Genomic DNA, 15,595 nt, shown 5'->3' with positions numbered 1-15,595 from the left:
GCTCCCGTTTTTTATTGCTGTTTGGGCAACGTTTTACTGTTGTTACTCAGCCAGCACTATCACATCTCCCGTTGCCGGGGCGTCAGTTCCCGGTAGCCACAATCGCCCCCACGAACCGGTGCAATGACAGCCGAGCAGTTTTTCGGGTTGCTGTTGCTGAATAAATTGTCGGGTCCGCCATAGCTTAGCGGGGGAGGCGGAGCGTAAATGAAAGCCACCGACCAGGGCGTGAATTTTGGTAACCCCGGTGATTTTCTGGCAATGGCGTACGATGTTTTCTATTCCCCGATGCCCGCAACCGGTAATGATGACTAACCCGCGTGCAGATTTATAGATTAATACGCCTTCGTCACTGATGTAATCTGGCTGGAGTGTTTTCTCGCTAATCACGCCATAGGACTGTGGCGTGGGGACACTTATTTCCCCGGACCACAAAAAGCGATCGCTGATAGCCAGCGGCTCGCGGGTGTATTCCATTATGAATCGAGAGTAGTTGTTATCACGCGAGAGTTTTTTTATTTTTCGTGGTGTTCCCGCAACCGTAACTGAGGCGTACCGTTCGCAGGCTATTTGGGGATGGCAAATGATACGGCTGTTATCCGCAAGCCATGGCACGCCGCCGCAGTGATCATAATGACCGTGCGACAGCACTACGGCGGTTAATTGGGTCAGGTCCACGCCCATTTGTGCAGCGTTATGCATGAAGCTGCCATCCGGCCCGGTATCAAACAATATTGTGGTTGTTTCATCCTGAACTAACAGACTTAATCCAGGCTTGGCCAGTATTGATTTTTCTGCGCCAGCAGCGCGTCGGTTTTCAAGCAGCACTGTGAGGGTTAAAGCCATGCCTGACTCCCGTATTAAAACGGCATACTGTAATGCATCGCTTTTGAGAGCGCTGTGATCTCAGCGCTCTTTAGCGTTATCCGTTATTCACGCACAATTTTGCCTGCGTTTCCTGCATCGCTGTCATTCCAGCTACCGTGACCATTTGTTTTAATCGTATAGGTGGCATAGCCGACACGGAAGGTCATCGTATCCTTATAGGTATTTACGTCACGCACTTCATTACCATTGACGTAAACGCCGGAATCTTCGACGTGAATATCAACGCTGCGTTGACCACTGGCAAATTTGGCTACGTAATTTCCGCTGAATTTGCCATCAATACCGGCATTATCGTGGTTATCCGTGTTAGTGGTATTTTGCTGTTTTTCACCATGATGATGACGATTCTGCTGGCCGTTACTGTTCTCAATAAAGCCATGATCGCGGTTCCACTGATAGGATTTATTCACATCGCAGCCATTGAGTTCACTCATCTGCGTACAACCTGAACGTTCATACTTTTTCTGCATTGCCGGGGTAATTGCACATGCTGTTGTGGCAGTTGTCAGGCCAAGGACCAGGAGGGTTAGCAGACGTTTATTCATTTTTTACTCACTATCATCATTAAATTTATTTATAGGAATGCGAACTTTTTGACTGTCATGTTTACGACGACGGCAGTCTCCCATTAAATATTAATGAAGCATACCAGGGGGAATCCTAATTTATAATTAGGGTGGGGTGGTGAATGCTGTAATACGCAACATAATAAGCTGTTTATTTACTTATTTTATACAATCCGGGTAGAGAGCTAAGATGTATTTACTTTTAGAAGAAGGATTTAATGAATTATTAATATTGACATTAACGATGAAGTGGGACGCGGGCTTGTATATAAACAGGCCCGCGTGGGGAGAGTAGTCCACAATATTCAAACTTCGCGTATTTATGGATGTCGTTGTCAATATAGTTCGTCTTTACCCCTGAGTGGAGATCTGCGCACGGTGCTGCTCGACCTGTACCTCATGAGCAAATGAATGGCCGTTGTTTACCGATTGGTGAACAACCATTGCTTTTTCATGTTCATTCATTTGTGAAAATGATTGCGCATTGGTTGATGTTGACGATGAATTATTTGCCTGCGCGGCGTGTGCTTGTGCCATTTGTTGATGTGCAGGGGCATCGCTGTTATTCATCATTTCATGAGCCATTGCGGCCTGCTGATGCATTTTGGGTGTTTCTGCCGCATTAACGCCAGCTGAAATAAAAAACGCGATAGCTAAAAAAGAGGACATCTTATTCATCATATTTCTCCTGTTTGGGTTTACGGAAGAAAGTATAATTAATAGGGGCTGTCAGTGGCGTGACAGGATTATGACGGTTGTGTCAGACAACAGGTGATGACGGGTATAAGCGTCATCACCATAAATTAAATCGCGTGCTTGGGCAGCGTCAGAATAAAGCGAGTGGCATGAGGGTCGGAAGTCACCGAGACTTTTCCTTGATGGGCAGTCACAATTGATTTCACAATCGCCAGACCAATGCCGCTGCCTTCGCCCTTACGCTGTCGTGAAGGGTCCACTCGATAAAAGCGGTCAAAGAGTCGCGGAAGATGTTGCGGGGGAATGGGGTTTCCGGGATTCTCAACGACTATCTGCACCTGGCCATCCGCCTCTTTCACCCGCACGGTTACCGACTCGCCTTTTGGCGTATAGCGCATGGCATTTGACAGCAGATTACTCATTGCCCGGCGTAACATTAATGGGTCGCCTGAAACCCAGCATGCGCGTCCTTCAAACCGTAAACCAACCTCACGCTCTTCAGCCCAGGCTTCGAAAAAGTCGAACACTTTACCGACCTCATCAGCCAGATTGAGCGCTTTTTTTTCTGGGATCAGCTGATTGTTATCCGCCTGCGCCAGAAACAGCATATCACTCACCATCTTCGACATACGGCCAAACTCTTCGAGATTGGAATACAGCACATCTTCCAGCTCTTTTTGGCTGCGGGTCTGGCTGAGCGCAATCTCCGTTTGGGTGACGAGGTTAGTTATTGGCGTGCGGATCTCATGGGCAATATCCGCTGAGAAGTTCGACTGGCGTTTAAATACGTCTTCGATGCGTTCGATCATATGATTAAACGAACTCACCAGTTGTTCCAGTTCAATAGGAACAGCTTGCGGATCGAGGCGTACATCGAGATCTTTCGAGGTGATATTTTGGATGCGACGACTGACGTTACGAATCGGTTCATGACCTTTGTATACGGCGAACAACACGATAAAAACAATCATGATGCTAATCAGCGATGCTGTCATAATCAGCTTGTTTTTCAGATCGTTAATATAGTGCAGATGAAAGTCGATCGATAATGCCAGATACAGCGTATACGCTGGTTTTCCATCGGCAAGTTGTCCTACCGGCAGGCGAATCATTCGCCAGTTAGACGATGTTTTCTGTCCGTGGATATGTTTGGAGGTTTGCAGTGTGGGGCCTGAGATAATAAAAACATCGCTGGCATGAGCATTTTTATCCGGCCTTGCACTGGCGATAAACTGCCTGAGATCCGGCGCATTGGGCGAATGGAAAATGGCCTTCTGGTTGCTATCTTCCAGAGAAATAATGACGTTCGAATAACCCGCCACCACATTTTTTAGCGTTTCCAGGCGGCGTGATTCTGGCTCGTTGGGTTGGTTAATAATCCTCTCCAGCGTGGCGCTAATCTCTTGTAAATCGTTGATGTCCTGCTCGGCGAAGTGGACTTTCACGGAGTGGATCATTATCCATGCAAAGGCGAAAAATGAAGCAATTGTCGCCAGGCTGATAAAAAAGGTCAGTCGTGTCGCCAGTGAAAAAGGGCGCCGCCATCGTTTACTGGTCATCAGGAACCTCAAGCATATATCCCACACCGCGCACGGTCTGAATCAGTTTCGGGTCAAAATCGTTATCAATTTTGGCGCGCAGACGCTTAACGGCGACGTCGATGGCATTAGTATCGCTGTCAAAATTCATATCCCAGACCTGGGAGGCGATCAGTGAGCGGGGTAAAACTTCCCCCTGATGGCGCAGGAAAAACTCAAGCAGCGTAAACTCTTTGCTGGTCAGGGTGATGCGCGTACCGCTGCGGGTGATTTTCCTGCTGACCAGATCGACCATTAAATCCGCGACCTGAAACTGGCTTTCAACAATCACCGCAGCGCCCCGGCGCAGCAGCGTTCTGACCCGTGCCAGCAGTTCGGCGAAGGCAAACGGTTTAACCAGGTAATCATCAGCACCCAATTCCAGACCTTTAACCCGATGTTCAATGGTACCCAGTGCGGTGAGGAGAAGAATGGGCATTCCTTTGTTGGCGGAACGCAGCATCCGCACGATATCCCAGCCGTTTACATCCGGCAGCATGATGTCGAGTATGAGCAGGTCGTAATCGCCGGTCATCGCCAGGTGATACCCGTTCAGGCCGTTATCCGCCAAATCCACAACAAAACCCGCTTCCGTCAGGCCTTTCGTCAGGTATTCACCGGTTTTTTTCTCATCTTCGACTATCAAAACCTTCATCGCATTCTCCTTCTCGCACTGGTTGTGCGGACTTTCAATTCTAGGGAAGCGGGATCGGATAGCAATCGGTTATTGGGAAAATGACAGTTTTGTCATTTTCCTGTCACCGGTTAAACAGAGTCACTTCGTTAAAGTACAAGACTATAAATTCCTACTTATTTTAGGGACATCAGTCCGGTCAGGACGAGAAGAACTATGAGCAAATTTAAGCTTCTTACTCTCAGCGCTATATTCGTGCTCGCTGGTTGTTCATTGGCGCCGGACTATCAGCGCCCGGCCTTGCCGGTGCCACAGCAATTTTCTTTAAGCCAGAATTCCCTGGTGTCGGCTCCTGGTGAATACCAGGACACGGGGTGGCGAACCTTTTTTGTTGACGACCAGGTGAAGGCGTTGATTGGTGAGGCGCTGATCAATAACCGCGATTTACGCATGGCGACGCTGAAGGTTCAGGAAGCGCGAGCGCAGTATGGCGTCACGGACGCTGACCGTTATCCGCAAATCACGGCAGGCTCCAGCGGTACCTACAGCGGTAAATTAAAAGGTGATAGCAGCACCGATCGTGAATTCGAAGCTGGACTCAATCTCAGTTTCGACCTGGATTTCTTTGGGCGGCTTAAAAATATGAGTGAAGCCGAACGGCAGAACTTCTTCGCCAGCGAAGAGGCGCGTCGGGCGGTGCATATCTTATTAATTTCCAACGTGTCGCAAAGCTATTTCAACCAGCGTCTGGCTTACGCGCAGTTGCAAGTTGCCGAAGAAACGCTGCAAAACTATCAGCGCTCTTATGCTTTTGTAGAGAAGCAACTGATAACCGGTAGCACCAACGTACTGGCGTTGGAACAAGCGCGCGGTGTGATTGAAAGTACGCGTAGCGAAATTGCCAAGCGTAAAGGTGAGTTGGCACAGGCCAATAACGCGCTGCAACTGTTGCTGGGTACATACGGGAAATTACCCGATGACCAGGCGCGCAGTCGTGGGGATATTAAACCGGTAACGCTGCCGCCATCGTTGTCGTCGCAAATACTGTTGCAGCGCCCGGATATTATGGAAGCTGAGCACGGATTATTGGCGGCAAATGCCAATATCGGTGCTGCGCGGGCGGCATTTTTTCCGTCGATAACGTTGACCAGTTCCGTGTCCAGTAGCAGTAGCGATCTTTCCAATTTATTTAATGCCTCCAGCGGCATGTGGAATTTTGTCCCCAAAATAGATATTCCAATCTTCAACGCCGGACGTAATCAGTCCAATCTCGACCTGGCAGAAATTCGCCAGCAACAGTCAGTAGTGAATTACGAACAAAAAATTCAGAACGCGTTTAAAGAAGTGGCGGATGCACTGGTGTTACGCCAAAGCATTGCCGATCAAATTAGTGGGCAGCAGCGTTATCTGGATTCATTGCAAATCACACTACAGCGCGCCAGAGCGCTTTATCAGAATGGCGCAGTTAGCTATATCGAAGTATTAGACGCAGAACGTTCTTTATTCGCTACGCGGCAATCGCTGCTCGATCTTAATTACGCCCAACAGGTTAATGAAATTAAACTGTTTGCTGCCTTAGGCGGCGGTTGGGTGGAGTAATCCTTAATATTAACTTTTCAGGAGCATGATGTATGAATACTACCGCCAAAGCCGTACTGTTTAGCCTTTTCTCTGTGGTTATGTTTAACGCCCAGGCCAATGAAAATCAGCATGGCGAGATGATGAATATGCAGCCAGCGGCTCAACAGGAACAACCCATTAGCGCTACCGGGGTGATTGAAGCTGTTGATATGGAGAGTAAAAAAATCACGATTAAGCATGACCCTATTCCAGCGGTGAACTGGCCGGCCATGACGATGCGCTTTACGCTGGTTGCTGATACGAAGGCTGATGATATTAAGCCAGGCGATAAGGTCGCGTTTACGTTTGTTCAGCAGGGAAATCTCTCTGTGTTACGCGATATTCACATCAGTAAATAACGTTCTCGCTGGTCTCTTTTATTCTTGCCCGGGTTTTGCGAACGCGGGCGAGACTATCGCGCAATGGAAATCACTATGGCGTCTTTAAATATTAAAAATACCGCGCTTATTCTCGGTAGCATGATTGCCGGCGGGATTATTTCTGTCGGTGTTTATACTTATTATTCATCGGCAAAAATATCGTCTGTAGCCGGGCCAGTTCAGCAAAAAGAAGCCAGAAAAGTGTTGTTCTGGTATGACCCCATGTATCCGAACACGCGCTTTGATAAACCGGGTAAATCGCCGTTTATGGATATGGATCTGATCCCGAAATATGCCGATGAAGAGACCGCGAACGCGTCATCGCCTGGCGTGCGCATCGATCCTACACAGACCCAGAACCTGGGTCTGAAAACAGAGCCAGTGCGTCGTGGACCACTGCACTACGCGCAAACTTTCCCGGCCAACGTTAGCTATAACGAATACCAGTTTGTTATTGTCCAGGCACGCTCTGCGGGCTTTATCGAGAAGGTTTACCCGCTGACCGTGGGGGACAAAATTAAGAAGGGTTCGCCGCTGATCGACCTGACTATTCCTGATTGGGTTGAGGCGCAGAGCGAATATTTATTGCTGCGGGAAACGGGTGGTAGCGCGACGCAGGTGGAAGGGATTCTGGAGAGATTACGTCTGGCTGGAATGCCTGAAGCAGATATCCAGCGCTTAAAATCGACGCGTAAAATTCAGACTCGCTTTACCCTGAAAGCGCCTATCGATGGGGTGATCACCGCATTTGATTTGCGTACCGGTATGAATATTTCCAAAGACAATGTGGTCGCGAAAATTCAGGGCATGGACCCGGTATGGGTTAGCGCGTCGGTCCCGGAATCTATCGCCTGGCTGATTAAAGATGCCTCGCAGTTTACCATCACCGTGCCCGCCTGGCCGGATAAGCCTTTCACCATCAGCAAGTGGAGTATCTTACCAAGCGTTGATGCTACCACGCGTACGCTCCAGCTCCGTTTACAGGTCGATAACCCCGACGAGGCGCTCAAGCCCGGGATGAATGCTTACCTGCAACTGAAAACACAAAGCGAGCCAATGCTGCTGATCCCGTCTAAAGCACTGATTGATACGGGTACCGAGCAGCGGGTCATCACCGTTGATAACGAAGGCCGATTTGTGCCGAAACAGGTTGCGGTATTCCATGAATCCCAGGGGCTGACGGCTATCCGCTCCGGCCTGACCGAAGGCGAAAAAGTGGTGTCCAGTGGCCTGTTCCTGATTGATTCTGAAGCGAATATCTCTGGCGCACTGGACCGTATGCGCGCCCAGAACAGTAAGGCGCAAGACGCAGCCGCCATGCCAGCCCAGGCGACCCATTCACACTGAGGACATGATAAATGATTGAATGGATTATCCGTCGTTCGGTGGCAAACCGTTTTCTGGTGATGATGGGGGCGCTGTTTCTTAGCGTCTGGGGAACCTGGACCATCATCAATACGCCGGTTGATGCGCTGCCCGATCTCTCTGATGTTCAGGTGATCGTCAAAACCAGTTATCCGGGGCAGGCGCCGCAAATTGTTGAAAATCAGGTGACCTACCCGCTGACCACCACCATGCTGTCGGTACCGGGTGCGAAAACCGTGCGCGGTTTCTCGCAGTTTGGTGATTCCTACGTGTACGTCATTTTCGAAGATGGTACCGATCCTTACTGGGCGCGCTCGCGCGTACTGGAGTATCTCAACCAGGTTCAGGGAAAATTACCGGCTGGCGTTAGCGCGGAAATGGGACCGGACGCCACGGGCGTCGGCTGGATATTTGAGTACGCGCTGGTGGATCGCAGTGGGAAACATGATCTGGCGGAATTACGCTCTCTTCAGGACTGGTTTTTAAAGTATGAGTTAAAAACGATTCCTAACGTGGCGGAGGTCGCTTCGGTAGGCGGCGTGGTTAAACAGTATCAGGTCGTTATCGATCCGATGAAGCTGACGCAATATGGCATCAGCCTGGCGGACGTGAAATCGGCGCTGGATGCGTCGAATCAGGAAGCGGGCGGCTCATCTGTTGAGATGGCTGAAGCGGAATATATGGTCCGCGCCAGTGGATATCTGCAAACGCTCGATGATTTCAATAACATCGTCCTGAAAACAGGGGCCGACGGTGTACCTGTTTACCTGCGCGATGTGGCGCGCGTACAGATTGGGCCGGAAATGCGCCGTGGGATCGCCGAACTGAATGGCGAAGGCGAAGTCGCGGGCGGGGTGGTTATCCTGCGTTCCGGTAAAAATGCGCGTGAGGTGATCTCTGCCGTTAAAGCCAAACTCGACACGCTGAAAAGCAGCCTGCCGGAAGGCGTAGAGGTAGTTACAACATACGACCGCAGTCAGCTCATCGATCGCGCTATTGATAACCTCAGCTACAAGCTGTTGGAAGAGTTTATCGTCGTGGCGCTGGTGTGCGCACTGTTCCTGTGGCATCTGCGTTCGGCGCTGGTGGCGATTATTTCCCTGCCGCTGGGGCTGTGTATCGCGTTTATCGTGATGCATTTCCAGGGTTTGAACGCCAACATCATGTCGCTAGGGGGAATTGCCATTGCCGTCGGGGCGATGGTTGATGCCGCAATCGTGATGATTGAAAACGCCCATAAGCGGCTGGAAGAGTGGGGGCATCAACATCCGAATGAAAAGCTCGATAACGCAACGCGCTGGAAGGTTATTACTGACGCCTCGGTAGAAGTCGGCCCGGCATTGTTCATCAGCCTGTTGATCATCACGTTGTCGTTTATCCCCATTTTCACGCTTGAGGGGCAAGAGGGGCGACTATTCGGCCCGCTGGCGTTCACCAAAACGTATGCCATGGCAGGGGCGGCATTTCTGGCGATTGTGGTTATTCCTATCCTGATGGGATTCTGGATCCGTGGAAAAATACCGGCCGAAAGCAGCAACCCGCTTAACCGTTTTCTGATCCGTATTTACCATCCGTTGTTGCTGAAGGTGTTGCACTGGCCCAAGACCACCATTCTGTTGGCGGTGCTTTCAATACTGACGGTTGTCTACCCGCTGAATAAAGTCGGTGGTGAATTCCTGCCGCAGATTAACGAAGGCGATCTGCTGTATATGCCTTCGACATTGCCGGGGATCTCAGCGGCGCAGGCAGCGGACATGCTGCAAAAAACCGACAAGCTGATCATGACCGTTCCGGAGGTGGCGCGCGTGTTTGGTAAAACCGGTAAGGCAGAAACCGCAACAGACTCCGCGCCGCTGGAAATGGTTGAAACGACGATCCAACTGAAGCCGCAGGACCAGTGGCGTCCGGGGATGACGATGGACAAAATCATCGCCGAGCTGGACAAAACAGTACGCTTGCCGGGCCTGGCGAATCTGTGGGTTCCGCCGATTCGTAACCGTATCGACATGCTCTCTACGGGGATCAAAAGCCCAATTGGCATTAAGGTGTCGGGTAATGTTCTGGCAGATATCGACGCCACGGCGGAGCAAATTGAAGAGGTGGCCAGAACCGTGCCGGGTGTCTCTTCGGCGCTGGCCGAGCGTCTGGTGGGCGGACGCTATCTCAACGTAGATATTAATCGTGAAAGAGCGGCCCGGTACGGCATGACTGTAGGTGCTGTGCAGCTGTTTGTCACTTCAGCGGTAGGAGGGGCAATGGTGGGCGAAACGGTGGAAGGGATTGCACGCTATCCTATCAACCTGCGCTATGCGCAGAGCTATCGTGATAGCCCGGAAGCATTGCGTAATCTGCCGATTCTGACGCCCATGAAACAGCAAATTACGCTGGCGGATGTCGCCGATGTGACGGTGGTTTCGGGGCCTTCGATGCTGAAAACCGAAGATGCGCGACCAACCAGTTGGATTTACATCGACGCCCGAGATCGTGACATGGTCTCAGTGGTAAACGATCTGAAAAAGGCTATTGCTGAAAAGGTCCAGTTAAAGCCTGGGACCAGCGTGGCGTTTTCAGGGCAATTCGAGCTGCTTGAGCGCGCCAGCCATAAGCTCAAGTTGATGGTGCCAATGACGCTGATGATTATCTTCGTCTTGCTTTATCTGGCCTTCCGTCGCTTTGGCGAAGCGCTGCTGATTATCACCAGTGTGCCTTTTGCGCTGGTGGGCGGCATCTGGTTCCTTTACTGGATGGGTTTTCATATGTCGGTCGCAACCGGAACCGGATTTATCGCCCTGGCAGGTGTTGCTGCGGAGTTTGGCGTGGTGATGCTGATGTACTTGCGCCACGCTATTGAAGCCGAACCCGCGCTGGAAAATCCGCAAACCTTTACGGCGGACAAGCTGGATGAAGCGTTATATCACGGTGCCGTGCTGCGCGTGCGGCCAAAAGCGATGACCGTGGCGGTGATTATCGCGGGTCTGTTACCTATCTTGTGGGGGACGGGAGCAGGCTCAGAAGTCATGAGCCGCATCGCCGCGCCGATGATTGGCGGCATGATCACCGCGCCATTGCTGTCGCTATTCATTATTCCGGCTGCGTATAAGCTGATGTGGCTGCACAGACACCGCGGTCAAAAATAATGCTCTAAAGCGCGCGCCTGCATTCGGATTTGTTGCCGAAGCAGGCGCCGCGTTATACCTCCAGTGCCTTCACGCGTTTGCGGTACTCACCCGGCGTGCAGCCAAATTCCCTTAAAAAGACTTTATGGAATGACGATTCGCTGGCGTAGCCCACCGACTCGGCCACCACAACCAATGGCTGCGACCCGCGAGACAGCATCTGGGCAGCGAATTGCAGGCGTAATGTGGTTAATACTGCGAGCGGCGTGGAGTTTGAGACTTCACGAAATAGCTGCGCGAAGCTGGCCCGCGACATATGCGCACGTTTCGCCAGTTCTTCGACGGTCCAGGCAAACGCCGGTGACTCCAGCATCATGAAGACGACAGCCCCTAGTTTGGGATGAAGCAGTAGATTTAACACGTTTTGAACGGGGGTCGCCTTGGTTAACCATTCGCGAACGGCTAAGGCGAACAGTGTGGCGCATTGTTGACTGCAGACTACACTGGAACCTGGCAGAGTACTCATGGATTCCTGTTGCATCAACGCAATCATGGCCTTGAGCCAATGGCTGACAGGGCTATTTTCATCAGGTGCCAGAACCAATACTTCCGGTAACGCAGTTAAAAAATAGCGTGAGGAAGCGTGCAATCGAAGGCTGCCACAAACAATGTGTGTTTGTTCATCGCCAGACTGGCAGAGCCGATGTGCGGAGTTTTGCGGCAGGATCACGATAGTACCGGGCGGCAGAGTAAAAGATGTCCCATCGGGCATGTCCAGTTGGGCTGCCCCTTGTGTGACCGTATGCCAGCGGATAATGGACAATTCACCTGCTGCGTGAGGCAGTTGCCAGTCCCTGCTCAGTAGGCAGTTTTGGTCAATTGAGCCTTGTGGGTCGTTAAGCATCAGTAATCGGCTAAGGGCATCCATGGAGACTCCTGAACATTTTTTGTTGTCGTTTATTGAAACGATATTATCTCTTTATTTCATTATTATATTAATACCTTCAAAGTGTTAGTGTAATAATTCATTCTCGAAATGTTAGTCATCTTTAAGGCTAATTTAGACGATCTGACAGTTATCTGCGAGTTGTGGATACATTGTTTCGGCAGAGTTAGAGCTATATTTCAGTTCATCAAACGAACAGTGACTTGGCGGAGAGACAGCATGAATCAGTATCAGGCGATTATTATTGGATTTGGCAAAGCGGGTAAAACGCTGGCGGCAACACTGGCCAAAACGGGTTGGCGGGTAGCGATTATTGAACAGTCAAACACCATGTATGGCGGGACATGCATCAACATCGGCTGTATCCCAACCAAAACCCTGGTACATGATGCTGAGCTTCAGCATGACTTTGCCGAAGCAATGCAACGCAAGGCCTCTGTTGTCAGTTTTCTGCGCGATAAAAATTTCCATAATCTTGCCGATCTGGAAAACGTGGATGTGATTGAAGGTCGTGCTGAATTCGTTGATAACCATACTGTGCGAGTCGTGCAGTCAACAGGCGAGATTGAGCTGAGCGGCGAGAAAATCTTTATTAATACTGGCGCCCAGTCAACGATTCCAAACGTTGAGGGATTAACCACGACACCTGGCGTATTTGACAGCACCGGGCTGTTGAATTTGACGCAACGTCCAGAGCGTCTGGGCATTTTGGGCGGTGGATATATCGGCGTTGAATTCGCATCGATGTTTGCCAACTTTGGTAGCAAAGTCACTATTTATGAAGCAGCTCCGCAGTTTTTGCCTCGTGAGGACCGGGATATTGCTGACGCTATCGCCAACATTTTACGCGACAAAGGCGTCGAGCTGATCCTCAATGCCAACGTGCAGTCGGTCTCCTCTCATGATGGTGCAGTACAGCTGCACATGCCGGAGGGTGCCCAGACGGTGGATGCGCTGTTGGTAGCATCAGGTCGCAAACCGGCGACAGAAAACCTGCAATTGCAGAAAGCGGGTGTGGATGTAAACGATCGTGGTGCCATTGTTGTGAATAAATATTTGCGTACATCGGCAGATAACATTTGGGCAATGGGCGATGTCACTGGTGGATTACAATTTACCTATATCTCACTGGATGACTTCCGTATTGTGCGTGACAACCTGCTAGGCGAGGGGTTACGTAACACGGGCGATCGCCAAAACGTACCGTATTCCGTCTTTATGACGCCGCCGCTTTCCCGCGTCGGAATGACTGAAGAACAGGCTCGCGCCAGCGGTGCGGCGGTGCAAGTCGTGACGTTGCCGGTAGCGGCTATCCCGCGTGCACGTGTGATGAATGATACGCGTGGTGTTCTTAAAGCGGTGGTGGATAGCGAAACGAAAAAAATATTAGGCGTGTCGCTGCTGTGCGTGGATTCTCATGAAATGATTAATATCATCAAGACGGTTATGGATGCGGGGTTACCTTATACCACATTGCGTGACCAGATATTTACCCATCCAAGTATGAGCGAATCATTAAACGATCTCTTTTCTCTCATAAAATAATAATAGCGTAGTCTGCATATTTGCCCCACCCGTGTGGGGCTTTTTTTTATTTGTTTTTTATATTCCTGATACTAATTGACAGTTATTCTGGCGTTACGGATGAAATAAAATAAGGTGGCATGTTTTATTATATTTCCACTGAGATAACTCGTTAATGGAAATGGAAATGGAAATAGAAATAGAAATGAACATGCTTAAAACTACGTTACTAATGACTGCGTTACTGACTGCTCCGGTGACATTTTCCGCGTTAGCGCAAACCGAGGTTGCCCACGTTAGCGTATCAGCTGTGTCTGGCTCTCCTTCCGTGGTGGAAGATGCCATTGCGAAACTGGCGCAGGAAAAGAATGCGACTTCCTGGAAAATTACCTCAATGCGCATTGATAGCAGCACTCACGCAACGGCAATTTTGTACAAGTGAGGAGAGCCGGGATGGAAAAGTATCTTCGTATATTGGGCAAAGGCGATAGAGTTGGATTAACCTTGATTCGCCTGAGTATCGCGATTGTTTTTATCTGGATTGGTTTATTAAAATTTGTACCTTACGAAGCCGACAGCATTACGCCGTTTGTCGCCAATAGTCCGGTAATGTCATTTTTTTATGAGCATCCAGAAGAATACAAACAACATTTAACCCACGAAGGTGAATTCAAACCACAGGCTCGTGAATGGCAGACAGCGAATAACACGTATACGTTCTCAAATGGCCTGGGCGTAGTCGAAGTTCTTATCGCTTTGCTGGTGCTGGCTAATCCTGTTAGCCGTTGGTTGGGATTAATTGGCGGTGTTCTGGCATTTGCCACACCAATTGTTACCTTATCATTTTTAATAACCACTCCAGAAGCATGGGTAATGCCGCTGGGTGATTTACACCACGGATTTCCGTACTTGTCAGGCGCCGGGCGGTTGGTGTTAAAAGATACGTTAATGTTGGCGGGAGCAGTGATGATTATCGCAGATTCATCCCGATCAATAATTAAGCAGCGGTATTGAATTTTTAACGTTGTGCCCTCTGTAAGATAGCAAGCCACTATAGTTCGATTCGGTACTTACCGGGCCAGCAGGATGCTGGCTTTTTTTCTGACTTAAGGTAAATTTATTAAGCATATATAAATTGCAATTATTCAATTTAGAAGCATAACGAGTCAGGGCTATATTTTAGTTAATGATAGAGTGCAGTAAACATCTTCTCTTATCCCCCGCGATAGCACGCCAACCCGCATGTTGCGTAGCCCCTCCATCATGATTGCTTTATTTTTTTTCTGTACAATTCTTGCTATTTGTTATCTCAAAACCTCATTTTAAAAATTTTGTTATTCGCTTTTGTTATAGGCAGTACGCAAGTTCGCGTGGTTTTAGGCCTGGCTTGAGCTAGAATTAATCCTGATTAAATGTTTTTACGTATCAATAACTGACTAAAGATAGTTAAAAACTTAATTTTTAACCAACTGTTTGACATGGAATCCACTATGGTAATTAAGCACCAGGGGTGGATGCTGATCTCGCGTTTTGTGAGTAACCAAAGGCGGGACATATCTTAAATATGGAAATAAGGGTTTTAGAATGAGCTTTGGCTTAGCAAAGGAAGACAAGTTTGAAATCATCGCTATCCTTCGTGAAGAGCTTCATAAGAAAACGAAACTGGAAATCCTGTGTGGAGACAGTAGCGTTATCACGCAGTTAGAGAAGATTGATTTCGAACGGTTTGTCATCTCCAGACACGGAGACATTGTTCCTGAAAAGGTCCAATACTTTATCCTGCACAGTGAAAGCGGGATTGTAAAATTTAGTGCCAGGTTCGAACAAACCTCGTCAGCAGGTGCGGAAGCAGGATTATCCTACTTCATCCCGGATATGATTTTCTTTGCCCAGCAGAGACAAAATCAGCGTTTTTCATTCCTGAAGGGTTATGACTTTTTCTGTTTTGGTCGTTACAAAAATGGAGAAAACTACTCTCTCAAGATTAAAAATATCTCGCAGGGTGGTTGTGCGTTAATCGTTAAAGATGTAAACGCCCGTTTTCTTTATAAAGATGCGGTGATTAAAAATGCATCTCTGGATTTCGATACCTTTGGCAGTTTACAACTGGACTTAAAAGTGATCGATGTCGTCCCGATCAATGAATTTGATGAGGATAACCAGTTGTATTCCTGTCATCAGATCTCATGTGAGTTCGACTTTAAAAATCGTCGTGAAGAGACTGAAGTCGAGAAAATCATTATTAAATTTTTAATGAGTAACAAGATTAGAAGCTTATAAGGA

At 49.1% G+C, this 15,595-nt stretch carries 14 protein-coding genes; 8 read left to right on the top strand and 6 right to left on the bottom strand.

Annotation, left to right across the window (positions count from 1 at the left end):
• Positions 1-42 precede the first annotated feature (42 nt).
• The 5 genes from SK38_RS11370 to cusR form a co-directional block, all read right to left on the bottom strand.
• Positions 43-846, bottom strand: a complete 804-nt coding sequence (locus SK38_RS11370) for an MBL fold metallo-hydrolase (protein WP_048235933.1) — start codon at positions 844-846, stop codon at positions 43-45.
• Positions 847-929: 83 nt separating this feature from the next.
• Complete coding sequence (locus SK38_RS11365; protein ID WP_048235932.1) at positions 930-1,433, bottom strand: hypothetical protein; 504 nt, start codon at positions 1,431-1,433, stop codon at positions 930-932.
• Between the two features lie 372 nt (positions 1,434-1,805).
• A complete protein-coding gene (locus SK38_RS11360; protein ID WP_048235931.1) occupies positions 1,806-2,132 on the bottom strand; it encodes a hypothetical protein in 327 nt (108 codons plus the stop codon).
• 125 nt (positions 2,133-2,257) lie between these two features.
• Positions 2,258-3,709 (bottom strand): Cu(+)/Ag(+) sensor histidine kinase, encoded by a 1,452-nt coding sequence (locus SK38_RS11355; protein WP_048235930.1) that lies wholly within the window; start codon positions 3,707-3,709, stop codon positions 2,258-2,260.
• Positions 3,699-4,382: a copper response regulator transcription factor CusR gene (cusR, locus tag SK38_RS11350; protein WP_048235929.1), complete on the bottom strand. Its 684-nt coding sequence runs from the start codon at positions 4,380-4,382 to the stop codon at positions 3,699-3,701. Before cusR ends, SK38_RS11355 begins: the two co-directional genes overlap by 11 nt.
• 195 nt (positions 4,383-4,577) lie before the next feature.
• On the opposite strand from cusR, the gene SK38_RS11345 reads away from it, so the two are divergent.
• From SK38_RS11345 to SK38_RS11330, 4 genes are all read left to right on the top strand, one after another.
• The gene (locus tag SK38_RS11345; protein WP_008784022.1) at positions 4,578-5,960 is read left to right on the top strand and encodes an efflux transporter outer membrane subunit; all 1,383 of its coding nucleotides are present in this window, start codon (positions 4,578-4,580) and stop codon (positions 5,958-5,960) included.
• A 32-nt stretch (positions 5,961-5,992) separates the two neighbouring features.
• A complete protein-coding gene (gene cusF, locus SK38_RS11340; RefSeq protein WP_048235928.1) occupies positions 5,993-6,340 on the top strand; it encodes a cation efflux system protein CusF in 348 nt (115 codons plus the stop codon).
• Positions 6,341-6,415: 75 nt separating this feature from the next.
• Complete coding sequence (locus SK38_RS11335; protein WP_008784024.1) at positions 6,416-7,708, top strand: efflux RND transporter periplasmic adaptor subunit; 1,293 nt, start codon at positions 6,416-6,418, stop codon at positions 7,706-7,708.
• 11 nt (positions 7,709-7,719) lie between these two features.
• Positions 7,720-10,863 (top strand): CusA/CzcA family heavy metal efflux RND transporter, encoded by a 3,144-nt coding sequence (locus SK38_RS11330; RefSeq protein ID WP_048235927.1) that lies wholly within the window; start codon positions 7,720-7,722, stop codon positions 10,861-10,863.
• 52 nt (positions 10,864-10,915) lie between these two features.
• On the opposite strand, the gene rclR is transcribed toward SK38_RS11330, so the two are convergent.
• Positions 10,916-11,770 (bottom strand): reactive chlorine-specific transcriptional regulator RclR, encoded by an 855-nt coding sequence (gene rclR, locus SK38_RS11325; protein ID WP_048235926.1) that lies wholly within the window; start codon positions 11,768-11,770, stop codon positions 10,916-10,918.
• A gap of 237 nt (positions 11,771-12,007) precedes the next feature.
• On the opposite strand from rclR, the gene rclA reads away from it, so the two are divergent.
• The 4 genes from rclA (at position 12,008) to SK38_RS11305 (ending at position 15,592) form a co-directional block, all read left to right on the top strand.
• Complete coding sequence (gene rclA / locus SK38_RS11320; RefSeq protein ID WP_048235925.1) at positions 12,008-13,333, top strand: reactive chlorine resistance oxidoreductase RclA; 1,326 nt, start codon at positions 12,008-12,010, stop codon at positions 13,331-13,333.
• Positions 13,334-13,523: 190 nt separating this feature from the next.
• Entirely contained in the window at positions 13,524-13,754 is a 231-nt protein-coding gene (rclB, locus tag SK38_RS11315) for a reactive chlorine resistance periplasmic protein RclB (protein ID WP_048216347.1), read from the top strand.
• An 11-nt stretch (positions 13,755-13,765) separates the two neighbouring features.
• The gene (rclC, locus tag SK38_RS11310; RefSeq protein ID WP_008784029.1) at positions 13,766-14,326 is read left to right on the top strand and encodes a reactive chlorine resistance membrane protein RclC; all 561 of its coding nucleotides are present in this window, start codon (positions 13,766-13,768) and stop codon (positions 14,324-14,326) included.
• Between the two features lie 570 nt (positions 14,327-14,896).
• Positions 14,897-15,592, top strand: coding sequence for a flagellar brake protein (locus SK38_RS11305; RefSeq protein WP_048235924.1), 696 nt, complete (start codon positions 14,897-14,899; stop codon positions 15,590-15,592).
• Positions 15,593-15,595: the final 3 nt, after the last annotated feature.

The sequence above is a fragment of the Citrobacter sp. MGH110 genome (assembly GCF_001037515.1).
GTDB lineage: Bacteria > Pseudomonadota > Gammaproteobacteria > Enterobacterales > Enterobacteriaceae > Citrobacter > Citrobacter portucalensis.
The sequence above is the reverse complement of the archived record's forward strand: the minus strand, read 5'-3'. Positions and strand labels throughout refer to the sequence as shown.